26 protein-coding genes, 1 other RNA gene, 1 pseudogene and 1 riboswitch are annotated in these 26121 nt (G+C 70.3%); of the genes and pseudogenes, 14 read left to right on the forward strand and 14 right to left on the reverse strand.

Annotated features, from left to right (window positions below; genetic code table 11):
* Positions 1-31: 31 nt before the first annotated feature.
* From JJQ90_RS20775 to JJQ90_RS20785, 3 genes are all read right to left on the reverse strand, one after another.
* Positions 32-322 carry a hypothetical protein gene (locus JJQ90_RS20775; protein WP_216878195.1) on the reverse strand — a complete coding sequence of 97 codons (291 nt, stop codon included), beginning with the start codon at positions 320-322 and terminating at the stop codon, positions 32-34.
* Positions 323-354: 32 nt separating this feature from the next.
* Positions 355-463: riboswitch (SAM-I-IV-variant riboswitch) on the reverse strand.
* Positions 464-585: 122 nt separating this feature from the next.
* Positions 586-918: an FKBP-type peptidyl-prolyl cis-trans isomerase gene (locus JJQ90_RS20780; RefSeq protein ID WP_230410866.1), complete on the reverse strand. Its 333-nt coding sequence runs from the start codon at positions 916-918 to the stop codon at positions 586-588.
* A gap of 15 nt (positions 919-933) precedes the next feature.
* Positions 934-1347, reverse strand: coding sequence for a DUF3830 family protein (locus JJQ90_RS20785; RefSeq protein WP_216878197.1), 414 nt, complete (start codon positions 1345-1347; stop codon positions 934-936).
* Positions 1348-1476: 129 nt separating this feature from the next.
* Between JJQ90_RS20785 and JJQ90_RS20790 the strand changes: the two genes are divergently transcribed.
* On the forward strand, positions 1477-2397 hold the full coding sequence (locus JJQ90_RS20790) for a YihY/virulence factor BrkB family protein (RefSeq protein WP_230410867.1): 921 nt from the start codon (positions 1477-1479) through the stop codon (positions 2395-2397).
* Positions 2398-2412: 15 nt separating this feature from the next.
* On the opposite strand, the gene JJQ90_RS20795 is transcribed toward JJQ90_RS20790, so the two are convergent.
* From JJQ90_RS20795 to JJQ90_RS20820, 6 genes and pseudogenes are all read right to left on the reverse strand, one after another.
* Complete coding sequence (locus JJQ90_RS20795; RefSeq protein ID WP_216878198.1) at positions 2413-3006, reverse strand: hypothetical protein; 594 nt, start codon at positions 3004-3006, stop codon at positions 2413-2415.
* Between the two features lie 67 nt (positions 3007-3073).
* Positions 3074-3670 (reverse strand): recombination mediator RecR, encoded by a 597-nt coding sequence (gene recR, locus JJQ90_RS20800; protein WP_216878199.1) that lies wholly within the window; start codon positions 3668-3670, stop codon positions 3074-3076.
* Positions 3671-3846: 176 nt separating this feature from the next.
* The gene (locus JJQ90_RS20805) at positions 3847-4188 is read right to left on the reverse strand and encodes a YbaB/EbfC family nucleoid-associated protein (protein ID WP_216878200.1); all 342 of its coding nucleotides are present in this window, start codon (positions 4186-4188) and stop codon (positions 3847-3849) included.
* Between the two features lie 6 nt (positions 4189-4194).
* Positions 4195-6096 carry a DNA polymerase III subunit gamma/tau gene (locus JJQ90_RS20810; protein WP_216878201.1) on the reverse strand — a complete coding sequence of 634 codons (1902 nt, stop codon included), beginning with the start codon at positions 6094-6096 and terminating at the stop codon, positions 4195-4197.
* A 49-nt stretch (positions 6097-6145) separates the two neighbouring features.
* Positions 6146-6242: signal recognition particle sRNA small type (ffs, locus tag JJQ90_RS20815), an RNA gene on the reverse strand.
* 64 nt (positions 6243-6306) lie between these two features.
* Positions 6307-6855: pseudogene (locus tag JJQ90_RS20820) on the reverse strand (bifunctional transcriptional activator/DNA repair enzyme AdaA); the annotation flags it as partial.
* A gap of 114 nt (positions 6856-6969) precedes the next feature.
* Between JJQ90_RS20820 and JJQ90_RS20825 the strand changes: the two are divergent.
* From JJQ90_RS20825 to JJQ90_RS27345, 4 genes are all read left to right on the forward strand, one after another.
* Positions 6970-7893 carry a DMT family transporter gene (locus JJQ90_RS20825; protein WP_329959490.1) on the forward strand — a complete coding sequence of 308 codons (924 nt, stop codon included), beginning with the start codon at positions 6970-6972 and terminating at the stop codon, positions 7891-7893.
* Between the two features lie 55 nt (positions 7894-7948).
* Positions 7949-8878, forward strand: coding sequence for an NAD(+) diphosphatase (gene nudC, locus JJQ90_RS20830; RefSeq protein ID WP_216878202.1), 930 nt, complete (start codon positions 7949-7951; stop codon positions 8876-8878).
* The gene (locus JJQ90_RS20835; protein ID WP_216878203.1) at positions 8875-9186 is read left to right on the forward strand and encodes a phosphoribosylamine--glycine ligase; all 312 of its coding nucleotides are present in this window, start codon (positions 8875-8877) and stop codon (positions 9184-9186) included. The genes nudC and JJQ90_RS20835 overlap by 4 nt, the downstream gene beginning before the upstream one ends.
* Before the next feature lie 72 nt (positions 9187-9258).
* Complete coding sequence (locus JJQ90_RS27345) at positions 9259-10752, forward strand: hypothetical protein (protein WP_216878204.1); 1494 nt, start codon at positions 9259-9261, stop codon at positions 10750-10752.
* 15 nt (positions 10753-10767) lie between these two features.
* On the opposite strand, the gene JJQ90_RS20845 is transcribed toward JJQ90_RS27345, so the two are convergent.
* Entirely contained in the window at positions 10768-12459 is a 1692-nt protein-coding gene (locus tag JJQ90_RS20845) for a methyl-accepting chemotaxis protein (protein ID WP_216878205.1), read from the reverse strand.
* A 221-nt stretch (positions 12460-12680) separates the two neighbouring features.
* The gene (locus tag JJQ90_RS20850) at positions 12681-13544 is read right to left on the reverse strand and encodes a prephenate dehydratase (RefSeq protein ID WP_216878206.1); all 864 of its coding nucleotides are present in this window, start codon (positions 13542-13544) and stop codon (positions 12681-12683) included.
* A gap of 183 nt (positions 13545-13727) precedes the next feature.
* Here JJQ90_RS20850 and JJQ90_RS20855 point away from each other — a divergent pair, with 183 nt between their 5' ends.
* The 8 genes from JJQ90_RS20855 (at position 13728) to JJQ90_RS20890 (ending at position 22601) form a co-directional block, all read left to right on the forward strand.
* Positions 13728-14258, forward strand: a complete 531-nt coding sequence (locus JJQ90_RS20855; RefSeq protein WP_216878207.1) for a c-type cytochrome — start codon at positions 13728-13730, stop codon at positions 14256-14258.
* Positions 14255-15037 (forward strand): histidinol-phosphatase, encoded by a 783-nt coding sequence (hisN, locus tag JJQ90_RS20860; RefSeq protein WP_216878454.1) that lies wholly within the window; start codon positions 14255-14257, stop codon positions 15035-15037. The genes JJQ90_RS20855 and hisN overlap by 4 nt, the downstream gene beginning before the upstream one ends.
* 50 nt (positions 15038-15087) lie before the next feature.
* Positions 15088-16959: an extracellular solute-binding protein gene (locus tag JJQ90_RS20865; protein ID WP_230410868.1), complete on the forward strand. Its 1872-nt coding sequence runs from the start codon at positions 15088-15090 to the stop codon at positions 16957-16959.
* Positions 16960-17174: 215 nt separating this feature from the next.
* Positions 17175-18341, forward strand: a complete 1167-nt coding sequence (locus JJQ90_RS20870; protein WP_457851892.1) for a microcin C ABC transporter permease YejB — start codon at positions 17175-17177, stop codon at positions 18339-18341.
* A 214-nt stretch (positions 18342-18555) separates the two neighbouring features.
* Positions 18556-19593 (forward strand): ABC transporter permease, encoded by a 1038-nt coding sequence (locus JJQ90_RS20875; RefSeq protein WP_216878208.1) that lies wholly within the window; start codon positions 18556-18558, stop codon positions 19591-19593.
* Positions 19590-21203, forward strand: coding sequence for an ABC transporter ATP-binding protein (locus JJQ90_RS20880; protein ID WP_216878209.1), 1614 nt, complete (start codon positions 19590-19592; stop codon positions 21201-21203). The genes JJQ90_RS20875 and JJQ90_RS20880 overlap by 4 nt, the downstream gene beginning before the upstream one ends.
* Positions 21200-21667: a hypothetical protein gene (locus JJQ90_RS20885; RefSeq protein WP_216878210.1), complete on the forward strand. Its 468-nt coding sequence runs from the start codon at positions 21200-21202 to the stop codon at positions 21665-21667. Before JJQ90_RS20880 ends, JJQ90_RS20885 begins: the two co-directional genes overlap by 4 nt.
* A gap of 1 nt (position 21668) precedes the next feature.
* Positions 21669-22601, forward strand: coding sequence for a 2-hydroxyacid dehydrogenase (locus tag JJQ90_RS20890; protein ID WP_216878211.1), 933 nt, complete (start codon positions 21669-21671; stop codon positions 22599-22601).
* A 6-nt stretch (positions 22602-22607) separates the two neighbouring features.
* Here JJQ90_RS20890 and JJQ90_RS20895 read toward each other — a convergent pair whose 3' ends face one another.
* A complete protein-coding gene (locus tag JJQ90_RS20895; protein WP_216878212.1) occupies positions 22608-22991 on the reverse strand; it encodes a MarR family transcriptional regulator in 384 nt (127 codons plus the stop codon).
* Between the two features lie 172 nt (positions 22992-23163).
* Entirely contained in the window at positions 23164-24558 is a 1395-nt protein-coding gene (locus tag JJQ90_RS20900; RefSeq protein WP_216878213.1) for a leucyl aminopeptidase family protein, read from the reverse strand.
* A 108-nt stretch (positions 24559-24666) separates the two neighbouring features.
* Between JJQ90_RS20900 and JJQ90_RS20905 the strand changes: the two genes are divergently transcribed.
* Positions 24667-25767 (forward strand): glycosyltransferase family 4 protein, encoded by a 1101-nt coding sequence (locus JJQ90_RS20905; RefSeq protein ID WP_216878214.1) that lies wholly within the window; start codon positions 24667-24669, stop codon positions 25765-25767.
* A 10-nt stretch (positions 25768-25777) separates the two neighbouring features.
* Here JJQ90_RS20905 and JJQ90_RS20910 read toward each other — a convergent pair whose 3' ends face one another.
* Positions 25778-25975 (reverse strand): hypothetical protein, encoded by a 198-nt coding sequence (locus JJQ90_RS20910; RefSeq protein ID WP_216878215.1) that lies wholly within the window; start codon positions 25973-25975, stop codon positions 25778-25780.
* Positions 25976-26121 lie beyond the last annotated feature (146 nt).

A 26121-nucleotide genomic window follows, 5' to 3' on the forward strand; every position in this document is an offset into this window, starting at 1 on the left:
TGGCGGCAGGATCGCGCGCTGGCTGGCGCTGTCAATCGTCCCTGACGGCAGCCTCCCGCAGCCAGGCCGCCAGCTCCGCCCGCCGGTCGCCGGGCAGGGCGCGTTCCAGATGCAGCGTCACATGGCCGGGGCGGCGGTCGGGCGGTACGCGGCAGGCATGGGTCCAGACCTCCCCGCCCCGCCGGTGCAGCACGACATACAGAAGGCAGGGCCGACACCGCCCGGCGCGGTCGCGCCACTGCGCGGTGCCGACGAATTCCGCCTGGTCGTCAGGCCCGAGAAACAGGGAAAAATCCGGGCGGTCGCCCGTGCTGTCCAGCATGCCGTCCTCCACAAACCACGGACCGACGGCGGCGCTGCCCGAATAATTGCCGGAACGGCCGCATCCCTCCGGAATGGAGGCGCCACCTTGCCCGGGAAGGCAGGTTGGCGTTGGGCGTCGGCCCAACTCTTGATGCAGATGCGAAGATAGCAAACCGATGTGGATGCAGGCAAGGCGCTCAGGACCGGCCACATGCCCAGCGCCAATTCCCAAAAATAGATGAGGGGTCCGGGGAGAATACCTTCTCCCCGGCCTTGCCTCGGTCAGCCGACTTCCAGCAGCTCCACGTCAAAAACCAGCGTGGCATTCGGCGGAATCACGCCCCCGGCGCCGCGCGCCCCATAGCCGAATTCCGGCGGGATGGTCAGGGTGCGGTGGCCGCCCACCTTCATGCCCTGCACGCCGCGGTCCCAGCCCGCGATCACCTGGCCGGCACCCAGCTTGAAGCGGAAGGCCTCGCCCCGGTCGCGGGAGCTGTCGAACTTCCGGCCCTTCTTGTCCGCCGCCGAGGCGTCGAACAGCCAGCCCGTGTAGTGCACCGCGACCGGCTTGCCGGAGACGGCGAGCGCCCCTTCGCCAACGGTCGAATCAATCATGGCCACGCCCATGGTTCAGCCTTTCCTGAAGGTGATGTTCTTGGCGCCGTCCCAGAGGACGGACCGCCCGATCTTCGCCAGACGGTCGAGCCCGTCGGTGATGGTGAGGAAGTGGTTGCCCGCCAACTGCCCGGCCTTGGAGGAGAAGCAGCAGGGGCCGTAGGCCAGCAGAATCTCGGTCTCGCTGACCCCGCCCGGATAGACGATGACATGGCCCGGCGCCGGGTGGCTGGTGGCATTCTCATGCCCGATGCCCAGGTCGCGCTCTCCCATCGGGATCCAGCAGGCCTCGCCGGACCAGCGCACATGGATGATGCGGTCGCTGAAGGGCAGCAGTTCCCGGAACCGGGCGACGGTCTTCGGCGCGTCCTGCGCCTCGAAGCGGGCCGGGAAGACGTCCCCCGCGATCTCGATCTCGATGTCCGTCACGTTCCGCTGCCTCCGTGCTGCCCGCCCCGCCTACGCGAGCGGCCGGCTCTTGCCAAGCCGGGCGGTGCGAAGGGCGCGCAACCGTCGCGGGTGCCAACCGTTCTGATGCCTGAGTGACAGGAGACGCCCATGCTGCTGGCCCGGACCCGCGCCCTGCTTGCCGATACGATCCGGGGCTATATCGCCGACGAGGCGATGACCCGCGGCGCGGCGATCGCCTGCTACACCATGTTCTCCCTGGTGCCGCTGCTGGTGGTGGCGGTCGGCATCGCCAGCGTCTTCTTCGGCGAGGCCATCGTGCAGGGCGCGGTGGATGAGCAACTGGTCGCGCTGGTCGGCCGCCAGGGCGCCACCGCGGTGCAGTCCATGGTGCGCGATGCCGGGGGGCTGGAGGGCACCGGCGTGCCGGCCATTGTCGGCCTGGCGGTGCTGATGATCACCGCGAGCGGGGTCTTCGCCGAATTGCAGGGCGCGCTGAACGCCATCTGGAAAACCACCGAGCCGTCGATGTCGGTGTCCTATCTGCTGCGCGCCCGGCTGCTCAGCATGGGGCTGGTGGGCGCCACCGGCTTCCTGCTGCTGGTCTCGCTGATCGCCAGTGCGCTGCTGGCGGCGCTGGGCGCCTGGACCGACATGATGTTCCCCGAATTCGCCCCGGTGCTGCGGGCGATCAACATGGGCGTGTCCTTCCTGCTGACCGCGCTGCTGTTCGCCGCGATCTACAAGGTGCTGCCGGACCGGCGCCTGCGCTGGCGCGACGTGGCGGTGGGCGCGCTGGTCACGGCCTTCCTGTTCACCATCGGGCGAGTGCTGATTGGCTGGTATCTGGGCGGCAGCGGCGTGGCGGCCCGATACGGTGCGGCCGGGGCGCTGATCGTGGTGCTGCTCTGGGTGTATTATTCGGCGCAGGTCTTCCTGCTGGGCGCTGAATTCACCCGGGCCTGGACCGGCCGCATCGGCAGCCGGCGCAAGGCGCCCGTGGGCGGCGTGGTGGAACCGCCACCCTCGATCGGCGATGGGCGGGACGAGGTTCCGGTGGCGGAGCGCTGAACGTCGCTGGCCGCGTCACGCAGCTTCCAGGTAGCGCGCCAGCCTCGCCCGATCGTCGTAGCTGGCCGATTCGCCGAGGAAGACGGAAAAGCGGGGCGTACAGGCGATGCCGTTCTCATCCACCCTGGCGGCCACCAGGAAGCGGCATGGGCGGATCAGCGTCCATTGCAGCCCGCCGCCGCCCATCGGGTAATCCACATCGGGTCGCGTATCGGCCCGCGCGATACGGGTCACCGGGACGACCTTCACAAGGCGATCCGGCCCGCTGAGCGAGACGCTGGCGAGGCTCCGGACCTTGCATTCGCGAAGATTCGCGGCGCCCATCTCGCGCAGCATCACGTCCTGGACATGGGGCCGCTGTTCGTCGAGGTCGGGGGAGGCGGCGGGCAGGCCTTCCCGGCCGCCGGAGCGCAAGGTGAGGCCGGCGAAGATGAAGTCGTCCGGCTGGAGCTGCTGCTTCAGAAGCAGGATCCACCAGCCGGCCGCGAGGCGCCCGCGGCCAAAGCCGAGGCTGTCTTCCAGCGCCCGGGCGGAGCGGGCACCCACCCAGCGGTTGGTGGTGATATCGCCCTGGATATGGGCCGGTTCGCCGAGCACCAGATCGGCCATGATAGGTCCCCCCCGATGGCCTGACGCTATCGGAGGCCTGATGGCGGTGCAATCGCAACAGTCCGGCTCAAACCGGCCTCCGCGACCGCAGCGCCGCCGCCAGGGTGCCCTCATCCAGCACATCCAGCGCACCGCCCATCGGCACGCCCTGGGCGAGGCGGGTGACCTTCACGCCGGTGGGCGCCAGGCGGTCGGTGACGTAATGGGCGGTGGCCATGCCATCGACGGTGGCGGGCAGGGCCAGGATCACCTCCTCCATCCCCTCCGCCGCGATGCGGGCCATCAGGGGGGCGATGGACAGATCCTCCGGCCCCACCCCGGCCAGCGGGGAGAGCGTGCCGCCGAGCACATGATACAGCCCCTGATGCGCATGGGCGCGCTCCAACGCCCAGAGATCGGCCACGCCTTCCACCACGCAGACCAGTTGCCGGTCGCGGCGGGGGTCGCGGCAGATGCCGCAAGGGGATCGCGCGTCCAGATTGCCGCAGCTCTCGCAGGGGCGCACGGCGGCGGCGGCGGCGGACAGCGCCTCGGCCAGCGGCAGCATCGTCTCCTGCGGCCGCATCAGCATGCGCAAGGCCGCCCGCCTTGCGCTGCGCCGGCCGAGGCCGGGGATGCGCGACAACAGCGAGATCAGGTGCTCGATCGGGTCGCGGTCAGACATCCTCAGACCCATTCCTAGACCGCAGAATCGGGACGACCGTGCCGCTCCGCCACCGCCCGAAACCTGCCGTGGCTTTGCCACGGCAGGGCGGCAAACATCAAAGGATCAGCACTCATCCGGGGCCCCCGCCGCGTTGCGAAGCAACGTGGTGGGGAAATCAGCAAGTGGTGGGGATTCTAGAAGGGCAGCTTGAGGCCACCCAGGCCGCCCAATCCGCCGGGGATATTCATGCCGGCGGTGGCCTTCTGCATCTCCTCCGCCATCGCCGCCTCCACCTTCTGCTTGGCGTCGGCATGGGCGGCGACCAGCAGGTCCTCCAGCACCTCCCGGTCCTCCGCCACCATCAGCGACGGGTCGATGGAGACGCGGCGCAGGTCGCCCTTGCCGGAGAGCAGCACCTTCACCATGCCGCCGCCGGCGCCGCCCTCGACCTCCGTCTGCTCCAGCTTCGCCTGCATCTCCTGCATGCGGGTCTGCATCTGCTGCGCCTGCTTCAGCATGTTGCCGAGGTTCTTCATGGCGTCTCAGTCCTCCTGCGTAAGGTCATCATCCAGCCCGGCCGCTTCCGCGTCGGGTGGGGCGAAGTCACGGCCCTCGACCAGATCGGCCACCATGGCCGGGGCCAGGCCATAGGCATCGACCGAGGCATCGCGCACCGCCTCGATCTTCGCGCCGGGGAAGGCGGCCAGCACGGCCTGCACCAGCGGGTGGCTTTCCGCCAGGGTCAGGCGGTCGGCCTCCGCCGTGCGGCCCTGTTCGGCCAAGGTCGGCTCGCCGCCTTCGTTCACCAGGGTGACGGTCCAGCGCGCGCCGGTCGCCTCCTGCAGAAAGGCGGTGAGCTGCTGCGCCAGGTCGCGCGGCGCCTCGGGGCGGGGGCGGATTTCGATGCGGCCGGGGCTGACCCGCACCGGATGCACATTGAGCCGCAGATGCGCGTGCAGGCTGGGCTTCCGGCCGGAGGCGAGCGCCACGATCTCCCGGTAGCTGGAAGGCTGCGGCATCGGCGCCACGGCCGGGGCGGGGGCCGGCGCCGCCATGGCGAGCGCGGTGCCGCCGCCGCCGGCAATGGCGCGCAGCCCGCCGCCATCGCCCGGAGGTGGCGCGGCGGGCGCGGGGCTGGCGGCGGCATTCGGGTCGGTCAGGCGCCGCACCAGGTCGCCCGGCGTCGGCAGGTCGGCGACATGGGCCAGGCGGATCAGCACCATCTCGGCGGCGGCGCGGCGGTTCACGCCGTCCTGCGCCACCTCCTGCAACCCCTTCAGCAGGATCTGCCAGGCCCGTGCCAGCACGGGGATGGAGAGCGATTCGGCGAGCGCCGCGCCACGGCTGCGCTCGGCCTCCGGCAAGGCCGGGTCGTCCTTCAGCGCCGGCACGGTCTTCATGCGCGACAGAAGATGCACCAGCTCCAGCAGGTCGGAGAGCATCACCGCCGGGTCGGTGCCGCCGGCATGGGCCGATTCGGTCAGCGCCAGGGCGGCGGCGGTATCCCCGGCCATCAGCGCCTGCATCAGTTCCAGCGCCAGGCCGCGATCGGCGAGGCCCAGCATTTCCGTCACCAGCGCGGCGGTGACCGTGCCGCCGCCGGCCAGGGCAATGGCCTGGTCAAGAATCGAAAGCCCGTCGCGCACCGAACCATCGGCGGCGCGCGCCACCATGGCCAGCGCCTCGGCCTCGGCGGGCACCGCTTCCAGGTCGCAGATGCGGGAAAAATGGCCGCGCAACGCGTCCTGCGGCACGCGGGCCAGCCGAAAGGTCTGGCAGCGGGAGAGGATGGTGGTGGGCACCTTCCGCAGCTCCGTCGTCGCCAGCATGAACTTCACATCCGGCGGCGGCTCCTCCAGCGTCTTCAGCAGCGCGTTGAAGGCGGCGTTGGACATCATATGGACCTCGTCCAGGATGATGACCTTGAAGCGGCCCTGGGCGGGGCGGAAGCGCAGGCGTTCCCGCAGCTCCCGCACATCGTCGATGCCGTTGTTGCTGGCGGCGTCCAGCTCCTGCACGTCCGGATGGCGGTCGGCCAGGATGGCGCGGCATTCGGAACAGACGCCGCAGGGCTCCGGCGTCGGCCCGCCCTTGCCGTCCGGGCCGATGCAGTTCAGGGCGCGGGCGATGATGCGGGCGGTGGTCGTCTTGCCCACGCCGCGGACGCCGGTGAGCATGAAGGCGTGGTGCACCCGCCCCTGGGCGAAGGCGTTCTTCAACGTGCGCACCAGCGCGTCCTGGCCGATCAGGTCGGCGAAGGTGGCGGGGCGGTATTTGCGGGCGAGGACGCGATAGGGCGTGGTGGCGGGCGCCGTCACGGCCGGTGCCGGGGCCGTGGGTGCCGGCGGGGCGGCGGGGGCCGGATCACCGAACAGGCCAGGGCCGTCCTGCGGCGGTTCGGGAAGCTCGGGGGCGATCGGGTCGCCGAAGATGTCGCTGGTCATCGGGCGCTGTCCGGGAAGCGGGGGCCCGGATGCCAGGGCCGCGGGAAAGGTGGAAGATCGGCGGGCGACCCGCGCGAGAACTCGTTACGGCTGCTTCCTTCCGGACCTGACCGGGTTGGCGAGGGGCACGTCCGTCGCCGACCTTCCGCCCCCAATATCGGGCTTCCGGGCGCCTGGGGCAATGCCCCCGGGCGGATTGCGCCGGATCGCACCGGGCGGGCGGCGATAGACCTCGGCAAAGACCGCGTTGAAGCGGCGCAGGCTGCCGAATCCGGACTGCATGGCGATTTCGGTCATGCCGAGCTCCGTGCCGCTCAGCAGGCGCTTGGCCCTCTGCACCCGCGCCGTGCGCGCCACGGCCATGGGCGTGGCGCCCAGGTGGCGCAGGAAAAGCCGTCGCATATGCCGTTCCGTCATCCCCAGCCGGTCGGCCAGGTGCGCGACGCGGGCATCTTCCCCGTCGAGCGCGCCCTCCTCGACGATCAACCTGAAGGCCCGCTCCACCGTCGCCAGGGTGCCCTTCCAGGCCGGGGAGAAGGGGGCGGATTCGGGGCGGCAGCGCAGGCAGGGCCGGAAGCCCGCCGCCTCGGCGGCGGCGGCGCTCCGCAGGAATGTCACGTTGCGGCGGAAGGGAAGCCGCACCGGGCAGACGCAGCGGCAATACACTCCCGTGGTCCGGACACAGACGAAGAAGCGCCCGTCAAAGGCGGGGTCGCGCTGGGTCCACGCCCTTTCCCATAGCATCGCTTCGCCGGTCATGCCGGCATCCTACCCCATGCGGAGGGCGCCAGAGAGGATGAGGTCCGATTCCGGCGAGGCAGGGCCGGGCCGATGCGCGATGCAGGGCGCATCACCGCCACAAGGTTCCGCCAGGTGTCCGAGACCCGCAGGATGCGCGCCGCCGAATGGGGGCTGCTCGGCCTTCTCTCGTTGCTCTGGGGCGGTTCGTTCTTCTTCTCCAAGCTCGCTTTGGCCGAGATGCCACCCCTGACCGTGGTGCTGGCGCGGGTCGGCATCGCCGCCCTGGCCCTCTGGCTCTACCTTCGGCTGCGCGGGATCGCCGTGCCGATGGCGGTGGAGTCCTGGCGGGCCTTTCTCGGCATGGGGCTGCTGAACAGCCTGGTGCCCTTTTCGCTGATCTTCTGGGGGCAGACCTTCATCGGCAGCGGGCTCGCCTCCATCCTGAACGCCACGACCCCGATCTTCTCCATCCTGGTCGCCCATTTCCTGGCCGGGGATGAGCGGCTTTCGCGCAGCAGGCTGGCGGGCATCGCGCTGGGCCTCGCTGGCGTCGCCGTGCTGCTGGGTGGGCAGGCTTCGCTGCGATCGGACGGCGCCTTCTGGGGCGTGCTGGGCTGCCTGGGGGCCGCATTGTCCTATGGCTTCGCCAATACCTATGGTCGCCGCTTCAAGCGGATGGGCATCGAGCCGGCCGTCGCGGCCTTTGGGCAGATTGCTGCGACCACCCTCATGGCGCTGCCGCTCGTGCTGCTGATCGACCGGCCATGGACCGCCGGGATGCCTGGCCTCGGCATCTGGGGTGCCCTGGCCGCCCTGGCGCTGCTGTCCACCGCCTTTGCCTATATCGTCTTCTTTCACCTGGTCGCGACGGCGGGCGCGACGAACACCTCGCTGGTCACGCTGCTCATCCCGGTCAGCGCCATCCTGCTGGGGGCGGTCTTTCTGGGAGAGCGGCTTTCGGCGGCGCAGTTCGGCGGCATGGCCTTGATCGGGCTTGGGCTGCTGGCACTGGATGGACGCGTTCTGCACATCATCCTGCACCGCGGTCGCCAATGAGATGCAACTTGCGCTCGGTTGCTCCCATCACGGCCGCGTGGCAGGGTCCGCGCGCATGCTCTCAGTCCCCGCCAGCCGCCCCAACGCCTATACAGGCAGCCCGATCGACCGCGCGGACACCCGCCGGAACGACGCCGAGTGGATCGCCGCCGCTTTGGCGCATCCCGAAACCCTGTTCACCCCCGTCTGGCGCAGCCGCAGCCTGATGAAGGGTGTGGAGGACGGCCACCCCGAGGCCGTGCTGCTGACAGGTGCCGCCGCCGAGGCGGTGCGCATGGCCGGCGGCCCCTGGGCCTTCCTCGGGATGTGGGAGCAGCGCCCGGTCTTCGCCGTGGATTGCTCGGCGGCCGAGGACCCGCTGCCGCTGCTGCCGGAAGGCATGGGCGGCTTCACCGACCTGCGCCAGGTGGCCGGCCTGCTGCCGCCGGGGGAGGCTTCCGTCCTCGCCCATGCGCGCGGGCTGATGCACTGGCGCACGCGGCACCGCTTCTGCGGCGTCTGCGGCCATGAATGCGCGCCGCGCAGCGCCGGCAATGCGATGCAATGCACCAACTGCAACGCCCAGCATTTCCCGCGCACCGACCCGGCCGTCATCATGCTGGTGGTGCGCGATGGGCGCTGCCTGCTCGGCCATTCCCACCGCTTCCCGAACACCGCCATGTTCTCGACCCTCGCCGGCTTCGTCGAGCCGGGCGAGAGCCTGGAGGAGGCGGTGCGGCGGGAGGTTATGGAGGAAGCGGGCATTGAGGTGGGGGATGTGCTGTATCATTCCTCCCAGCCCTGGCCCTTCCCTTCCAGCATCATGCTGGGCTTCCATGCCGAGGGCCTGTCGGACGATATCCGCATCGACCCGGAGGAGTTGCAGGATGCCCGCTGGTTCACCCGCGATCAGTTGCGGGACCCGGCGGCCCATGGATTTTCCCTGCCGCGGGTCGATTCCATCGCCCGCCGGCTGATCGAGGACTGGCTGGAGCAGACTCCATGAAGCTTTTGGCCCCCTGCCTGGTCCCCTGCCTCGCCACGCTGCTGCTGCTGGGCGGCTGCGGCACGCGCGCGCCGGCCCCCGCCGCCACCGCCGAAAGCCCGGCCCATGCCGCGTGCCGGGAGGAGGCGCGGCAATCCCCTGCGCTGGCCGAGGAGTCGCGCCGCGTGGTGATCGGCCTGCCGACCAGCGAGGAACGCTTCCGCCAGGCCCGCGCCGAGGCCGAGTCCCGCGCCTTCACCGACTGCCTGCGGCGACGCGGCCTGGCGCGGGGCGGCGGAGTCGAGCCGCTGCGCCAGCCCGGCTTCTAGCCATGGCCCTGCCATCCCCCATCCCCTCCGCCGGGGCGTGTCCCCGGCACGAAACGCGCTGAGGGCGACCCCATGTCCGGCGCATCCCCCCCGCCGCCGCGCGGCCTGATCGGTTTCCTCGACGGGCTGCGGGAGGGGCAGGTCGTTGTGGGATGGGCCGCCGACCCGCAGGACCGCGCGGCGCGGCCCATCCTGCGCCTGATGCGGGGGCTGGAGGTGCTGGCGGAATGCCGCGCGGATGTGGCGCGGGATGACGGCAATCCCGGCTTCCACCTGCGCGCGCCGGCACCGCTGACACCGCAGGATATCCTGGAAGGCCGGGTGCGGGTACGCGCGCTGCTGCCCGGCCGGCAGGCGGCGACCACCCTGGCCATGACCCGAAGGATGCGGGAGATGCTGGAGGCCGCGGCGGGCTGGGAGCCGACCACCCTCGACCCGGCCCCCGCCCCACCGCCACCCGCCGCACCGAAGGTCGCCACCCCGCCTGCGCCAAGGGTTTCCGAGGTCGCTCCGCCGCCAGAAGCCGAGGCGCCGCCGCCGCGGGCTCCGGCACAGCCGCCGGCGCCGGCACAGCAGGACCCGGTGCGGTCTGATCCGCCTCCCCCCGCCATCCGGCCAGCGCCGGAGCCGACGCGGCACTGGACCCCAGCGCCTGCCGCGCCGGGCTGGACCCCGGCCCCGGCCGCCCCGGCGGCGGCGATGCCATCATCCGGACCCGCCGGCTCCGCGACCCCCCTCCCAGCTGCCGCGACGGCGGCACCCGCAGCCCCGAAGTCGTCACCCCCGATGTCGAGCAGGCCGGCAGTGCCGGTTCCGGAGGCGGCGCCACCACCACCACCACCACCCCTCGACGCCTTCCTGGCCCTGGCACGCGTGGCCACGGCGGCGGGCGTGCCGGCCCTGCATCTGCTGGTGCCGCGCCGGGCGACGGTGCTGGCGGACGAGGCGTCGCCGGCCTGGGAACAGGCGGCGGCCGCGCGCCCGCTGCTGGCGGCGGATTGGGTGCCGCTGCGCCAGGCCTTCGCCCAGCAGCCCAATGCCGGCGGCTATTGGCGTGAGGATGGCCGCAGCCTGTCGATCGACGGCTGCCACGCGCTGCTGCTGACCCTGCTCAAGGTGCTTCAGGCGCGGGTGCCGGAGGCATCTGGCGCTCTGGGCCGTGCCGCCAGCCTCGCCCGGCGCGCCGACCTTGCCGCCCTGCCGCGCCGCGACATCCCGCCCGAGCCGGGTGCGTCTGCCCGCCCCAGCTTCCTGGGCGTCGCAATGCGGGAAACCGAGCCGGATCTGTCCGAGGCGATCTTCGCCGACCGGCCCGCGCCCCGCCTGATCGGCGAGGTGATGCCCGGGCTGGAGGCCTGGTCCGCCCCATCGGCGCCATTGCCCTGGCGGGTGGTGGTGCTGGCCGCGCCGGGGCTCGGCGGCAGCGCCGGGCCGGCGCGCCTCGGCTGGTGGCTGCGCTGGCTGGTGGCGGAATGCGTGCTCAGCGAGGCGCTGCACATCGCCGCCCCGGAAGCGGCGCTGGGGCCGCAGCCGGACCTGGTTCTGACGCTGGCGCCGGAACCGTAGCGGTCGCCTTCGCGGTCAGGCGGCCGCGCGCAGCCGCTCCACCAGGGCGCTCAATTCGCGCCGCAGCGAAGTGCCGTGGCCGGCGAGTTCCATGCCGGCGCCACGCAGCCCTTCCACCGCCTTGCGCGTCTGCTGCGCCGAGTCGGTCACCCGCGTGACGCTCTCGGACACCTCATGCGTGCCCCGGGAGGTCTCGGCGACGTTCCGGGCGATTTCCTGGGTGGTGGCGGATTGCTGTTCCACGGCGGCGGCGATGGCGGCGGCGATCTCATTGGTGCGGGACACGGTCGTGCCCACGGTGGTGATCGCTTCCACGGCTGCCCCGGTGGCGCCCTGCATCTCCGAAATCTGCCGGCCGATCTCCTCCGTCGCCTTGGCGGTCTGGCCGGCCAGCGCCTTCACCTCGCTGGCCACCACGGCGAAGCCCTTGCCGGCCTCCCCCGCACGGGCCGCCTCGATGGTGGCGTTCAGCGCCAGCAGGTTGGTCTGGCCGGCGATGTCGGCGATCAGCTTCACCACATCGCCGATGCGCTGCGCCCCTTCCGCCAGGTTGCGCACGGTGGCATCGGTCGCCTGGGCCTCGGTGGCGGCCTTGCGCGCGACGCTGGCGGCCTCCGCCACCTGGCGGGTGATCTCGCCGACGGTGGCCGCCATTTCCTCGGAGGCAACCGCGAGGCTCTGCACATTGCTGCTGGCCTGCGCGGCGCCGGCGGCAGCGGCCGAGGCCTCCGTCGCGGTCGAATCCGCCACGCCGCCGAGATCGTCCGCGGTGTCGCGCAGGGCGCCGGAGGCCTGGCCCAGCGCCGCCGCGATGCCGCCCAGGGATTGCTCCACCTCATTCGCCAGCCTGCGCTGGGCTTCCACCCGCGCTTCCTCGGCGCGCAGCCGCGCGGTCTCGGCCTCGGTCTCCAGCGTCCGGGCCCTGGCGGCCGTGGTCTTCAGGATGTCCAGCGCCCTGGCGAGGCTGCCCACCTCGTCGCCACGCCCGGCGCCCTCGATGGTGATGCTGTAGTCGCCCTTCGACAGGGTCTCGACCTGCGCGGCGAGCCTTGCCATCGGCTGGGCGACGCCACGGCGCATGACCCATGCGGCCAGGATGGAGGCGACCAGCGCGGCGAGGCCGCCCAGCAGCAGCGACCAGGTCGCCGCGGTGAAGGCCTTCTCCTGCTCCGCGAGCCGCTGGGTCAGCAGGTCGCGCTCGACGCCGATGATCTCCGCGGCGATGCGACGGACGGCATCCATGGAGGTCTTGCCGGCTCCCGATGCTTCCATGCGCCGCGCCTCCGGCAGCGTCGCGGCATTGGCGGCCAGGGTGATCTGCCGGTCGGCGATCTGCGTCATCCAGTTCTGCGCGGCGCGATCGAGATCCGCGAGGCGGGCCTGCTGCGCCGGATTGTCGCTGGTCAGCCGCCGGGCCTCGGCCAGGGATTCGGCCAGGACGGCGCGGCCATTGTGCAGCGGTTCGAGGAAGGCTGGCGCGCCTTCCAGCAGATGGCCGCGCAGGCCGGTCTCCTGGTCCACCATGGCGCTGACCGAGGCCTCGACCCGGGCGATCACGTTGCGCGTATGCGCGTTCCAGCCGACGGATTGCTGAACCTGGTTCAGAAAGTAGGCATTCACCCCACCCGCGCCGGCCGCGATCACCAGCACCACCGCGAAGGCCGCGATCAGCTTGGCCCCCACACCCATCGACTTCACCCACGCCATCCCGCAACGCTCCTCGGCCGACCTGGCCGCGCGCACATTCACGCGAAGAGTGCAAATGCGGCGTGAATCGGCGGGAAAGCTGTCGAAAGCGTCACCCTGGCATGGGGCCGGCCGTCAGGATCGGGAGACCGTGATGGGGCGGGAAGCCATTGGCATGGCGTCCAAAACCCGAACTCATCCAATTATGGGAGACCTTGCCCGGTAGACAGCCGGCCGGCGCCTCAGTTCCCCTCGCGCTGCGCCAGCCGCAGCGGATGGGCGCGGTAGGTGCCGAGCACGCGCAGATCGGCGGAGAAGTAGGAAAGCTCCTCCAGCGCCCGCGCCAGCCCGGGCTCGTCCGGCCGGCCGTCGACATCGGCCAGGAATTGCGTGGCGGTGAAGGCGCCGCCGACCATGTAGCTTTCCAGCTTGGTCATGTTCACGCCATTGGTCGCGAAGCCACCCAGCGCCTTGTAGAGCGCGGCGGGGATGTTGCGGACGCGGAAGACGAAGCTGGTCACCCAGTCCCCGGCCTCGAAGGGCGGCGCCAGGGGCGTGGTGGCGCAGACATAGAAGCGCGTGGTGTTGTGCGCCGCGTCCTCCACATTCTTCCGCAGGATTTCCAGGCCGTAGATCTCGGCGGCCAACTCGCTGGCAATCGCCGCATCCTCCACCCCGCCGCGCTCCGCGATCAGGCTGGCGGCGCCGGCGGTGTCCGCTTCGATCACCGGCTGAAGCTTCAGGTCACGCAGCAGGTTCAGGATCTGGCCGAGCGCCACCGGATGGCTGTGGGCGCGCTTCAGGGTCGCGATCGAAGCGCCCTTCGGGGCCAGCAGGCAGTGCTCGACCCGTTCGAAATGCTCTCCCACCACATGCAGCCCACTGTCGGGCAGCAGGCGGTGGATGTCCGGCACCCGGCCGGCGAGCGAATTCTCGCAGGGCAGCATGGCCAGCCCCGCCCGGCCATCCCGCACCGCCGCAATCGCCGCCTCGAAGGAGGCGCAGGGCAGGGTGGTCCAGCCCGGATAGGCCTGCCGGCAGGCCAGGTCGGAATAGGCGCCCGGCAGGCCCTGGAAGGCGATGATGCCGGTTGTGCTATGGGGCATGATGTCCTGGCGTCCTGCGCGCGGCCGGGTTGTGGTTCCCCGGCGGCGCCTATATTGTCCGGTGGGTTTTACGGCAGGCCGGGGCCGGCGCAAGCCCGTCGCCTCGGCCTGCTTTTCATGCTGGCCGTGCGGCGGTCGAATACCGGCGGTCCTCAGCGGCGCTTCGGAAGGGTACACTCCAGGATGAGTCTGGAAGCCAACAAGGTGTTCGCGGCGGTACTGACCGCCGGCATCGCATTCATGGTGTCCGGTGTGATCGGCAATGCCATCGTGCATCCGAAGCGGCTGGAGACCAGTGCGCTGGCCGTGGCCGCACCACCCCCCGCCGCGGCACCCGCCGCGCCGGTGGAGGCTGTGCCGATCGGCCCGCTGCTGGCCGCGGCCAATCCGGATACCGGCCGCCAGATCGCCCAGCGTGCCTGCGCCTCCTGCCACAACTTCGTACAGGGTGGGCCGAGCGGCGTGGGTCCGAACCTCTGGAACGTGGTGAACGGTCCGCATGCGCATGTGGAAGGCTTCAACTACTCCGCCGCGATGCGCGCGAAGCATGACCAGCCCTGGGATTATGAGGCGCTGAACGCCTTCATCACCCGGCCCTCCGCCGCCATCCCGGGCACCCGCATGGCCTATGCCGGCATGTCCAGCATCAACCAGCGCGCCGACCTGATCGCCTTCCTGCGCACGCTGTCCGCCGAACCGGCGCCGCTGCCCTGAGCCAGGCGGCGGAGTTCCTGCCCGCGGCGGAAGCGGCGGCGGAGGCGGCGGGTGCCGTCATCCGCCCGCTGTTCCGCTCCGCCTTGCTGGTGGAAGCCAAGGGCGATGCCAGCCCGGTCACCGAGGCTGATCGCGGCGCCGAACGTGCGATTCGCGCCCTGCTGGCGGAGCGCCACCCCGATCACGGGGTGATCGGCGAGGAATATGGCGAGACCAATGCCGACGCCGAATGGGTCTGGGTGCTGGACCCGATCGACGGCACCCGCGCCTTCGTCACCGGCCGCCCGCTGTTCGGCACGCTGATCGGGCTGCTGCATCGCGGCGTGCCGGTCCTCGGGCTGATCGACCAGCCGACCACCGGGGAACGCTGGATCGGCGTTGCTGGCCAGCCCACCCGCTTCCGCTCCGCCTTCGGCGGCACGCCGCGCTGCCGGCCCTGCGCCAGCCTGGCGGAGGCCGAGCTTTCCTGCACCTCGCCCGACATGTTCGACGCGGAGACGGCGCCGCGCTTCGGCGCGGTGAAGGCCGCCGCCCGCCGCACCACCTGGGGTGGCGATTGCTACGCCTATGGCCTGCTGGCGCTCGGGCTGGTGGATGCTGTGGTGGACGCCACCATGAAGCCCTGGGACTGGGCCGCGCTGGTGCCGGTCATCGAGGGCGCCGGCGGCAGTTGCACCGACTGGGCCGGCCGCCCGCTGCGGCTGGATGGCGACGGCACCGTGCTGGCGCTCGGCGACCCCGCGATGCTGGCGGAGGTTTCAGGGCTTCTCGCCGGCTGAAGCCGGCCGCGCCCGTTGCGGCGCGGCGGGGGAACCCCCAGACTAACGCCATGCAGACCTATCCCATGCGCCGGCGCGACCTTTTTGCCCTCTCCGCCGCCCTCGGCCTCGCGCCCGGGGCCCTGCATGCCGCGACACCCGCCGGCGGGTCCGCCGCGCCGGGCCAGGCCATCCGCACCCATTCCCTGTCGCTGCTGGGCGAGCCCGCGCTGCCCGTCGATTTCCCGAACTTCCCCTGGGTGAATCCGGACGCCCCCAAGGGCGGGGAGATCACCCTGACCGCGCTGGGGTCCTTCGACAGCTTCAACCCCTACACCCTGCGCGGCACGCCGGCCGTGGGCGTCAGCCTGATCTACGACACGCTGCTGGCCAACAGCAGCGACGAGGCGAGCAGCGAATACCCCTATCTCGCGCAATGGATCGACCTGCCCGCCGACCGCCTGGCCGTCAGCTTCGAACTGAACCCCGCCGCCCGCTGGCATGACGGCCGCCCTGTCACCGCCGCCGACGTGGTCTTCACCTTCAACGCGCTGCGCACCCATGGCCGGCCCTTCTACCGGTCCTACTGGGGCGATGTGACGGAGGCGGTCGCCGAATCCGAACGCCGCGTTACCTTCCGCTTCCGCAGCAACGAGAACCGCGAACTCGCTTTGATCCTCGGCCAGATGCCGGTGCTGCCCGCCCATTGGTGGGAAGGCCGCGACTTCACCCGGCCCTTGCTGGATATCCCCCTCGGCTCCGGCGCCTATCGCCTGGAACGCTTCGACGCCGGGCGCAGCCTGGTCTACCGCCGTGTGACGGACTGGTGGGCGCAGGACATCCCCAGCCAGAAGGGGACCAACAACTTCGACGTCTATCGCTACGAATATTTCCGCGACACCACCGTGGCGCTGGAAGCTTTCAAGGCCGGCCAGATCGACTTCCGCACGGAAAACAGCGCCCGCGACTGGGCCACCGGCTACGACTTCCCCGCCATGCGCCGCGGCCTGGCCAAGAAGGACGAGCTGCGCCACGAACTGCCGACCGGCATGCAGGCCTTCGCCATGAACCTGCGCCGGCCCCTGTTCCAGGACGCCCGCGTGCGCCGCGCGCTGATCGAGCTGTTCGACTTCGAATGGATGAACGCCAACCTGTTCTTCGGCAGCTACGCCCGCACCCAGTCCTACTTCTCCAATTCCGAGCTTGCTTCCTCCGGCCTGCCGACCGGCGCCGAGCTCGCGATCCTGGAACCCTTCCGCGGCCGCATCCCGCCGGAAGTCTTCACCGCCGAATACAAGCTTCCGGTCACCGATGGCTCCGGCAACAACCGCGAGGGCCTGCGCACCGCGCTCCGCCTGCTTCAGGAAGCCGGCTGGCGGGTGCAGAACCGCCGCCTGGTCGGGCCGCAAGGCCAGCCCTTCGAATTCGAGATCCTGCTGCAAGGCGCCACCTTCGAACGCGTCGCCTTACCCTATGTCCAGGCGCTGGAACGCATCGGCATGGTGGTCCGCGTCCGCACCGTGGACCCGGCCCAGTACCAGACCCGCACCGACGCCTTCGACTTCGACATGACCATCGACGTCATCGGCCAGTCCCTGTCCCCCGGCAACGAACAGCGCGACTTCTTCTCCTCCGCCAAGGCCCGCGAAAACGGCAGCCGGAACATGGCCGGCATCAGCGACCCGGTGATCGACGAACTCGTCGAACTCGTGGTCAACGCCCCCGACCGCGAACAACTCATCGCCCGCACCCGGGCGCTGGACCGCGTGCTGCTGTGGAACAACTTCATGATCCCCAACTGGCACAGCCGCACCTTCCGCATCGCCTTCTGGGACAAATTCGGCCGCCCCGAACGCAACCCCCGCTACGGCCTCGGCCTCGATACCTGGTGGGTCGACCCCACCAAGGACCGCGCCCTGACCGACGCACGGCGGAGCCTGTAGGTGGCAATGGGGGTGTTGCGCTTGTGGTTCGCAGGGAGGGCGCTGCCCTCCCCGCACCCCACCCGCCAAGGGGCAGTGGCCCCTTGGAACCCGTTGATTCATGAAGGGGAATGGAGAGGGGCCGACGCGACCGCTTGTTCAACGGCACCGCTGGCCCCTCTCCATTCCCCTTCAAGGTCCCGAGGTCCAGGAGGCCACTGCCTCCTGGCAGGGGGGTGCAGGGGGGACAGCGTCCCCCCTGCGACCGCATAGGCGCAAGAACTCCCATGGCCGCCTACATTTTCCGTCGTTTGTTGCTCGTGGTGCCGACCTTGCTCGGGATCATTCTGATCAATTTCGCTGTTGTGCAGTTCGCGCCGGGTGGGCCGGTGGAGCAGATGTTGGCGGAGTTGCGGGGGGAGGGTCAGACGCTGGGGCGTTTGACGGGTGAGGGGGGTGGCGAGGTTCGGGCGCCGGGGGGTGCGGGGGCTGGGGGCGGGACGTCCGGGGAGGGGCCGGTGGGCACCTATCGGGGTGCGCGGGGTCTGGATCCGGCGATTGTCGCGGAGATCGAGCGCATTTTCGGCTTCGACAAGCCGGCGCATGTCCGCTTCCTGGAGATGATGCGGGGTTACCTGACCTTCGATTTCGGGCGGAGTCTGTTTCGCGATCGCCCGGTGGTGGATCTGGTGTTGGAGAAGATGCCGGTTTCGATTTCGCTGGGGCTGTGGTCGACGCTGATCATCTATCTGGTGTCGATTCCGCTGGGGATTCGGAAGGCGGTGCGGGACGGGTCGCGCTTCGACATCTGGACGAGTGGCGTGGTGCTGGTGGGTTATGCGATTCCCGGGTTTCTGTTCGCGATCCTGCTGGTGGTGTTGTTCGCGGGCGGGTCGTTTCTGCAGTGGTTTCCGCTGCGTGGCCTGTCGAGTTCGGGCAGCGAGTTCTGGCCCTGGTGGCAGCAGGCGCTGGACTATGCCTGGCACATGGCCCTGCCGACCTTGGCGCTGGTGATCGGCGGCTTCGCGGGCCTGACCATGCTGACGAAGAATGCGTTTCTGGATGAGATCGGCAAGCAGTACGTGGTCACCGCGCGGGCCAAGGGCAATTCGGAAACGCGCATCCTCTATGGCCATGTCTTCCGCAACGCGATGCTGCTGATCATCGCGGGTTTTCCGGCGGCCTTCATCGGCATCCTGTTCACCGGCGCGCTGCTGGTGGAGATCGTCTTCTCGCTGGATGGGCTGGGCCTGCTGGGCTTCGAGGCGGCGATCCGGCGCGATTATCCGATCATGTTCGGCACCCTCTACATCTTCACCCTGATGGGACTGATCCTGCAGATCATCGGCGACGTCATGTACACCGTGGTCGACCCCCGCATCGACTTCGAGGCGCGGCGGTGAGGGGGGCTGGCGCGGGTGGTTTCGCGGGGGCGCTGCCCCCGCACCCCCGCCGGGGGGCGTGGCGCCCCCCGGTCCCCGCGGGGACTTCAGTATCCGAAGGATGGGGGACACTTCGGCCCCCCATCCTTCGGATACTGAATGAATCGTGGTCCAGGAGGCCACTGCCTCCTGGTGGGGGTGCGGGGGGCAAAGCCCCCTGCGGAGCACCTCGCCCATGACCCCCATCACCCGCAGGCGCCTCGCCAATTTCCGGGCCAATCGGCGTGGTTATTGGTCGATGTGGATTTTCCTCGTCTTGTTCGTGCTGACGCTGTTCGCGGAGCTGTTGGCGAACGACAAGCCGCTGGTGGCGCGGATCGATGATCGCTGGTTGTTTCCGGCGATTGTCGGCGGCTATGCGGAGAGTGATGTGCTGCCGGATGGCTTGCCGATCACCATGGATTGGCATGATCCGGAATTGGCGAAGGAATTCGCGGAGCGGGGCGGCTGGACGGTCTGGCCGTTGATTCCCTATCGTCACAATTCCGTGGTGCGCGACATCGGCCAGCCTTCTCCGGCGCCGCCTTCGTGGAAAAACTGGCTGGGCACGGATGACCAGAGCCGGGATGTGCTGGCGCGGGTGATCTACGGCTTCCGGCTGTCGGTGCTGTTCGGCTTTTCGCTGACCATTGTCAGCTCATTGGTCGGCATCGCGGCGGGGGCGGTGCAGGGGTATTACGGGGGCTGGGTCGATCTCGGATTCCAGAGGTTCATCGAGATCTGGTCGGGCATGCCGCAGCTCTATCTGCTGATTATTCTGGCCAGCGTGCTGGAGCCCACCTTCTTCACCCTGCTGATTTTCCTGCTGCTGTTCTCCTGGATGTCGCTGACGGGCGTGGTGCGGGCGGAGTTTCTGCGCGGGCGGAACCTGGACTATGTGCGGGCGGCGCGGGCGTTGGGGGTCAGCGATGTGGCGCTGATGACGCGGCACATCCTGCCGAATGCCATGGTCGCCACGCTGACCTTTCTGCCGTTCATCCTGTCGGGGTCGGTGACAGTGCTGGCCAGCCTGGATTTTCTCGGCTTCGGGCTGCCGCCGGGGTCGCCCTCGCTGGGGGAACTGGTCAATCAGGGCAAGAACAACCTCCAGGCGCCCTGGCTGGCGATGACGGGGTTCTTCGTATTGGGCGGCATGCTGACGCTGCTGATCTTCGTGGGGGAGGCAGTGCGCGATGCCTTCGATCCGCGCAAGCTGCCGGGGGGCGGGACATGACGCAGCCCTTGCTGAAGGTCGAGAATCTCTCCGTCGCCTTCGGGTCGAAGGTCGTGGTGCAGGACGTCTCCTTCACCGTTTCGCGGGGGGAGACGGTGGCGCTGGTGGGGGAGAGTGGCAGCGGCAAGTCGGTCACGGCGCTGTCCTGTCTGCGCCTGCTGGCCGGCGCCGGACACAACCCGCAGGGCCGCATCACGCTGGACGGCACGGATGTGCTGACCGCCCAGGGCGAGGATCTGCGCCGGCTGCGCGGCGGCATCGCCGGCATGGTGTTCCAGGAGCCCATGACCTCGCTCAACCCGCTGCACACGGTGGGCCGCCAGGTGTCGGAGGCGGTGACCCTGCACCGGAACCTGTCCGGCGAGGCGCTGCGCGTGCGGGTGGTGGAACTGCTGACCCGCGCCGGTTTTCCGCAGGCGGAGGCGCGGCTGAACGCCTATCCGCACCAGCTCTCGGGCGGCCAGCGGCAGCGGGTGATGATCGCGGTGGCGCTGGCGAATGATCCCGCGCTGCTGATCGCGGATGAGCCGACCACGGCGCTGGATGTGACCATCCAGGCGCAGATCCTGGAACTGCTGGCGGACCTCAAGCGGCGGCTGTCGATGGCCGTGCTGCTCATCACCCACGACCTGGCGATCGTCCGCCGCCATGCCGACCGCGTGGTGGTGATGCGGCATGGGGAGGCGGTGGAGGCCGGCCCCGTGGCCGAGGTTTTTGGCAATCCGCAGCACGACTACACGAAGATGCTGCTGGCCACCGAGCCGCGCGGCCGGCCTGAGCCAGTGGCGCCGGACGCCCCCGAACTGCTCCGCGGCAGCGAGGTGAAGGTGCATTTCCCGATCCGGCGGGGGGTGCTGCGGCGCGTCGTGGGCCTGGTGAAGGCGGTCGATGGCGTCAGCGTCGCGATCCGGGAAGGCGAGACGGTCGGGCTGGTGGGCGAATCCGGCAGCGGCAAGACCACGCTGGGCCTGGCCCTGCTGCGGCTGGAGACCAGCGAGGGACCGATTAGCTTCGAGGGTCGCGACATCCAGGGCTTGTCGCGCGCCGCGCTGCGGCCGCTGCGCCGGCGCATGCAGATCGTCTTCCAGGACCCCTATGGCAGCCTCTCGCCGCGCATGACGGTGGCGGAAATTGTCGGCGAGGGTCTGCGGGTCCACGAGAACCTGACCACCGCCGAATCGGAAAAGCGGGTCGCGGAGGTGCTGGAGGAGGTGGGGCTGGATGGCACCATGCTCGACCGCTACCCGCATGAATTCAGCGGCGGTCAGCGCCAGCGCATCGCCATCGCCCGCGCCTTGGTGCTGAAGCCGCGGCTGGTGGTGCTGGACGAGCCGACGAGTGCGCTGGATGTCTCCGTCCAGGCGCAGGTGGTGGACCTGCTGCGCGACCTCCAGGCGCGCCACCGCTTGGCCTATCTGTTCATCTCCCACGACCTGCGCGTGGTCCGCGCCCTGGCGCACCGCATCATCGTGCTGAAGGACGGCCGTGTGGTGGAGGAAGGGGAAGCCGGGACGATTGTCGGCGCACCAAAAGAACCCTACACGCGCGCCCTGATGGCGGCGGCCTTCGACCTCGCCACTGCCGGGTCTGGGGGTGTGGTGCGGGAATGAGCGAGTCGGAGGAAGATGCGGTGCGGCCGCCGCTGGAGCGGCTGAAGGCTTTGCTCGACGCGCAGCAGGTCAAGATGGGCGTGCATATCCGCAAGATGAATTCGCCGGGCAGCCCGGTCTATCGCTATGGCGAGAACATCTGGCCGGCGGCGACCATCCTCGTCACCTCCTTCGCCGGCACCGCTCTGGTGCATTACTACCTGGGCGGCGCCATCCTGGCAGTGGGCTGCTGGTGGTGGCTGGCCAAGGTGCAGCCGAAGATCCGGGAGGGGGTGTTCGAGCGCGCGAGCTTCTGGGCGTTGCAATCTGAAACACATTTCGACGGGCTCTGGGCCAAGGGCGTGCTGAGCCTCTATGCCGAATTGCCGGATGGCCGGAAATTCGCCGCCGCGCGCCGTGACGACTGGCGCGCCTTTGCCCGGCTGGTCTACCGGGAGACCATGACCGACCGGGATGCCGCCTGACATGGCCGTTTTGCTCTCCACCAAACCCGCCGCCATGGCGCTGTGGCGCGATGCCCTGCTGGCGGTCGATCCCGCCCTCGAGATCCGCATGTTCCCGGAAGCCGGCGATCCGGCGGAGATCGAGGCGGCGGTGGTCTGGACCGCGCATGACATGGCGGAACTGCGGCGCTACCCGAATCTCAAGCTGATCGTCTCCATGGGCGCCGGTGTCGACCATCTGCTGCGCCCGCCGGGGCCGCCGCCGGGCATTCCGGTGGCGCGGCTGGTGGACCGGATGCTGACCAGCCAGATGGGCGAGTGGGTGCTGCTGAACGTGCTGCGTTTTCATCGGCAGGATGCCGAATACCGCGCGCAGCAGCGTGACCGGATCTGGCTGGAACTGCCGGCGCCGGTCACGGGGGAAACGCCGGTCGGTTTTCTCGGACTCGGCGAGTTGGGCCTGCATGCGGCCGGGCTGCTGCGCAGCCTTGGTTTTCCCGTACTCGGCTGGTCGCGGCGGCCGAAGCAGGTGGAAGGCGTGGAAACCTTCCATGGCGCGGAGGGGCTGATGGCCATGGCGGCGCGCAGCCGCATGCTGGTCTGCCTGCTGCCGCTGACGCCGGAAACCCGCGGCATCGTCGATGCGCGGCTGCTCGGCGCGCTGCCGCGCGGCGCGTGGCTCATCAATGGCGCCCGTGGCGGCCATGTGGTCGATGCGGACCTGCTGGCGGCCTTGGAATCGGGTCAGCTTGCCGGCGCCGCGCTGGACGTTTTCCAGCCGGAGCCCCTGCCGCCGGAGCATCCCTACTGGGCGCATCCGGCCGTGGTCATGACGCCGCATGCGGCCAGCATCACCATCCCCGCCAGTGCCGCGCCCCAGGTGGTGGCGAATCTCCACCGTGCCCGCGCCGGCCAGCCCTTGCTGAATCTCGTGGACTTCAGCGCGGGCTACTGAGCTCGTTCAGCCCGCCTTGCGGACGTCCTCGGGCACTTCGGTCTCGCGGGCGGTCTGCTCGGCCTCGGTCATGATGCCGCGCATGTCGCGCAGGAAGGCAGCGCCCTTCAGGGTGCGCTGCACGAGCACGGAGCGGCGATCCATCGGGTCCACCTTGCGGCGCGCCAGGTCGAGCTCGCCCAGCCGGTCGAGCGCGCGGGTGATCGCGGGCTTGGAGACGTTCAGCTCCGCCGCCAGGCCGCGCACCGTATGCGGCCCGTCCGTCAGATAGACCGTCAGGAAGACGCCGAGCTGGCGGGCCGAAAGGTCGGGTCCGTCGCGTCGCACCAGCGCCACCACTGTGTCGCGGAGGATCCCGACGAGCTGGTCGGCATTTGCTTGGTTGGCCATGTCATCGATTCCTTCATCAGCGCGTTTGCGGCCGGGCGTTGCCGCCTTGGCGGCGGCACCGGTCTTGCCTCGGACGCGCCGTTCCGTGGTCTCGCCGTCGGAAGGGTGCCGCCCGCTTGTGCTCTTCTGAGAGCGCCGCGAGGCCGAAAGTTCCCTTTTCATCTCGAATTCGTTACCGTCCTGTTGCTGGTTTGCGAGAAACCAAAGTGGTGACAGCGTGCGCGATGGCGCGCGCTGCCTGGATTTCGCCGCCTTCCGGCCTTCCCGGCCGGGTCTGGTCGTTCCAGGCATACACATCGAAATGCGCCCATCGGACGTTTTCCGTGACGAAGTGTTGCAAGAACAAGGCGGCGACCACGGCACCGGCCATGGGCTTTGTACTGACGTTGTTGAGGTCGGCGACCGCACTGTCCAGCCAAGAAACGTAATTTTTCATGAGCGGAAGTTGCCACGCCGTATCATGCGTTGCGGTGCCGGCCGAGAGAAGGACCTGCGCCAACTCCGCGTCATCCGAGAACAAAGCTGGCAGATCCGGCCCCAGCGCGACACGTGCTGCTCCGGTCAGCGTGGCCGCATCGAAGACGAAATCAGGCGATGCTTCGCAGGCATAGGCCAGAAGATCGGCCAGAACCAACCTGCCCTCGGCATCGGTATTGCCGATCTCCACCGTCAGCCCCTTGCGGGTCCGGATGACGTCCAGCGGCCGGAAAGCGTTGCCGGAGACGCTGTTCTCCACCGCGCCGACCAGCAGCAGCAGGCGGATCGGTGCCTTGGCGCGCATCAGCATCTCGGCGGTCGCGATCATCGTTGCGGCGCCGCCCATGTCCTTCTTCATGCGCAGCATGCCGGCCGCCGGCTTCAGGTCGAGCCCGCCGGTGTCGAAGCACACGCCCTTGCCGCAGAGCGCCACCAGCGGGCCATCCGCGGCACCTTCCCAGCGCAGGATGGCGACGCGGGGGCCGCGCGGGCTGCCCTGGCCGACGGCGGCCACCGCCGGGAAGCCGGCCTCCAGCGCCGCGCCGGATACCTCCTCATAGGTCGCGCCATGGGCCTGGGCGAGGCGGGCCACGGCGGCGGCGAGTTCGGCCGGGCCAAGCAGGTTGGCGGGCTGGTTCACCAGGTCGCGCCCGGCCCGGATGGCCTCCGCCTGCTGCTGCGCCGCCTCGGTGCCGGGCTCCGCCACCAGTTGCGCGGCGCGGCGTGGCGGGCGGGATTTCAGCCCGGCGAAGCGGTAGGCGCCGAGGCACCAGCCCAGTGTCGCGGCTGCCATATCCGGCGCATCCTCGATCCGCCAGGCGGTGCCTTCCGGCAGGGCATGGGGCAGGGCGCCGAAGGCCCAGGGGCTGGCGGCGGCGGCGGCATCCTCCCCCAGGCCCAGGATCGCGCCTTCCAGCCCGGTGGGGCCGGGCAGCAGGCGGATCTCCTGCGCCCGGGCGGTGAAGCCGCTGGCCTCCAGGAACCGGGCGGTGGCGGTGGGAAGACGCGCCAGCAGCGCGGGCAGCCCCGCCGGTGTCACCGCATGCAGGGGCAGGGCGGTGGCGGCGGTATCGGTCAGGCAATCCAGCATGAAGGATCCTCGACGGAGATGGCGTGGCCAGGCTGGCGGCGGAAAGCAGGTGGGCGCCTTGCGGGGGATGATTCCCCTGCCAGCGGCATTGCTGTAGGGCCAGCCCCCATGCGCATCCTGCTCTGGTACTGGGGCCGCCGCGGCGGCGGCGCCCAATTCACCCTCGGACTGGCCCAAAGCCTGGCCACAAGGCCGGGCGTGACTCTGGCCTTGTCCGTTTCGGCACAGGGTGAATTATTGGACAGCTTTCGCAATTTGAGCGTATCGACCAACATCGTGGAGACCTACCGCGATCTTCCGGGTTTCGCCACCGGGCTGTTGCGGATTCCGGCGCTGCGGCGGCAACTGCTGGCCAGTGCCCAGGGCGCGGATGTCGTCATCTCCGGCATGACCCATGTCTGGACCCCGCTGCTGGCGCCGGCCCTGGCCCGGGCCGGCATCCCCTTCGTGCCGGTGGTGCATGATGCGCTGCCGCATCCCGGCGATTTCGGCTGGGCCTGGGATTGGCGGTTGGGGCGGGAACTGGGCGCGGCGCGGGCGGCCGTGGCTCTGTCCGACCAGGTGGCCTCCATCCTGGCCCAGCGGGTGCCGGCGCTGCCGCTGATCCGCATGCCGCTGCTCGCGATGCTGTCCCCCGCCACGGCCGGGGGCGAGGCCGTGGCGGCGTCGCGGGAGGGTGGGCTGCGCCTGCTCTTCTTCGGCCGCTTCCGCGGCTACAAGGGCCTCGACCTGCTGCGCGATGCCTTCCGCCGCCTGCGGCAGGCGCATCCGGGCGTGACCCTGCGCGTGGTAGGGGAGGGCGATGCGGAGGCCCTGGCCCCCGGCATCGGCACGCTGCCCGGGGTGCGGCTGGAGCGGCGATGGGTGCCGGAGGCGGAGATCCCCCGCCTGATCGCCGAGGCCGATGCGGTGGTGCTGCCGTATCGGGAGGCGAGCCAGTCCGGCATCGCCCCGCAGGCGCTGGCGATGGGCGTGCCGGTGGTCGCGACCCCGGTGGGGGGGCTGACCGAGCAGGTGCGCGAGGGTGCCGGCGGTGTCGTGGCGACGGCGGTGACCGAGGCGGCCTTCGCCGAGGCCCTGTCCAGCCTGTTCCTGCCAGGTCGGATGGCGGCCTTGCGGGCGGAGGCGCGCCGCGCCGGGGCGGCGCAGGCGGATTGGGGCGGCGCCACCGACGCGCTGCTGCGCGGCCTTGGCGCGGTGCTGCGTTGAGGCGCTTCCCTCAGAACAGCAGTCCGGTGGCCCATTGCAGCAGGCCCAGGGCGAAGATGGTGGCGCCAAGGCCATAGATGATCGGCGGCGGCACCGGGGTCAGTCGCAGCGCCAGCAGCGCCAGGGTGGCCAGCAGGGCGCGGCCGAAGCCCGCGCCCAGCAACAGCAGGCCGATCAGTGTGAAACCGGCGAACCAAACGGCCCGCATCGCCCGCAGCATCCGTCCAGCCTTCCGCCTTCGAACCAGTCGCCGTTCTGGCGCAAGCCCGGGGGGACGGCAAGGGACCCGCTTCGGCTTGATCGGTGGAAAACCCCATGCCAAAGATCGCGCCAGGCGCGAGCCATGCCGCGCCT

The organism is Falsiroseomonas oleicola (assembly GCF_019029495.1).
Classification (GTDB): domain Bacteria; phylum Pseudomonadota; class Alphaproteobacteria; order Acetobacterales; family Acetobacteraceae; genus Falsiroseomonas; species Falsiroseomonas oleicola.

Coding starts and splice junctions, on each gene's coding strand:
- JJQ90_RS20850 (WP_216878206.1), bottom strand. CDS start 13,544: ATGCCCCATAGCACAACCGGCATCATCGCCTTCCAGGGCCTGCCGGGC.
- JJQ90_RS20885 (WP_216878210.1), top strand. CDS start 21,200: ATGAGCGAGTCGGAGGAAGATGCGGTGCGGCCGCCGCTGGAGCGGCTG.
- JJQ90_RS20845 (WP_216878205.1), bottom strand. CDS start 12,459: ATGGCGTGGGTGAAGTCGATGGGTGTGGGGGCCAAGCTGATCGCGGCC.
- JJQ90_RS20795 (WP_216878198.1), bottom strand. CDS start 3,006: ATGGCCGATCTGGTGCTCGGCGAACCGGCCCATATCCAGGGCGATATC.
- JJQ90_RS20905 (WP_216878214.1), top strand. CDS start 24,667: ATGCGCATCCTGCTCTGGTACTGGGGCCGCCGCGGCGGCGGCGCCCAA.
- JJQ90_RS20910 (WP_216878215.1), bottom strand. CDS start 25,975: ATGCGGGCCGTTTGGTTCGCCGGTTTCACACTGATCGGCCTGCTGTTG.
- JJQ90_RS20790 (WP_230410867.1), top strand. CDS start 1,477: ATGCTGCTGGCCCGGACCCGCGCCCTGCTTGCCGATACGATCCGGGGC.
- nudC (WP_216878202.1), top strand. CDS start 7,949: ATGCTCTCAGTCCCCGCCAGCCGCCCCAACGCCTATACAGGCAGCCCG.
- JJQ90_RS20855 (WP_216878207.1), top strand. CDS start 13,728: ATGAGTCTGGAAGCCAACAAGGTGTTCGCGGCGGTACTGACCGCCGGC.
- JJQ90_RS20865 (WP_230410868.1), top strand. CDS start 15,088: ATGCAGACCTATCCCATGCGCCGGCGCGACCTTTTTGCCCTCTCCGCC.
- JJQ90_RS20810 (WP_216878201.1), bottom strand. CDS start 6,096: ATGACCAGCGACATCTTCGGCGACCCGATCGCCCCCGAGCTTCCCGAA.
- JJQ90_RS20780 (WP_230410866.1), bottom strand. CDS start 918: ATGATTGATTCGACCGTTGGCGAAGGGGCGCTCGCCGTCTCCGGCAAG.
- JJQ90_RS20875 (WP_216878208.1), top strand. CDS start 18,556: ATGACCCCCATCACCCGCAGGCGCCTCGCCAATTTCCGGGCCAATCGG.
- recR (WP_216878199.1), bottom strand. CDS start 3,670: ATGTCTGACCGCGACCCGATCGAGCACCTGATCTCGCTGTTGTCGCGC.
- JJQ90_RS20805 (WP_216878200.1), bottom strand. CDS start 4,188: ATGAAGAACCTCGGCAACATGCTGAAGCAGGCGCAGCAGATGCAGACC.
- JJQ90_RS20900 (WP_216878213.1), bottom strand. CDS start 24,558: ATGCTGGATTGCCTGACCGATACCGCCGCCACCGCCCTGCCCCTGCAT.
- JJQ90_RS27345 (WP_216878204.1), top strand. CDS start 9,259: ATGTCCGGCGCATCCCCCCCGCCGCCGCGCGGCCTGATCGGTTTCCTC.
- JJQ90_RS20835 (WP_216878203.1), top strand. CDS start 8,875: ATGAAGCTTTTGGCCCCCTGCCTGGTCCCCTGCCTCGCCACGCTGCTG.
- JJQ90_RS20890 (WP_216878211.1), top strand. CDS start 21,669: ATGGCCGTTTTGCTCTCCACCAAACCCGCCGCCATGGCGCTGTGGCGC.
- JJQ90_RS20880 (WP_216878209.1), top strand. CDS start 19,590: ATGACGCAGCCCTTGCTGAAGGTCGAGAATCTCTCCGTCGCCTTCGGG.
- JJQ90_RS20895 (WP_216878212.1), bottom strand. CDS start 22,991: ATGGCCAACCAAGCAAATGCCGACCAGCTCGTCGGGATCCTCCGCGAC.
- JJQ90_RS20775 (WP_216878195.1), bottom strand. CDS start 322: ATGCTGGACAGCACGGGCGACCGCCCGGATTTTTCCCTGTTTCTCGGG.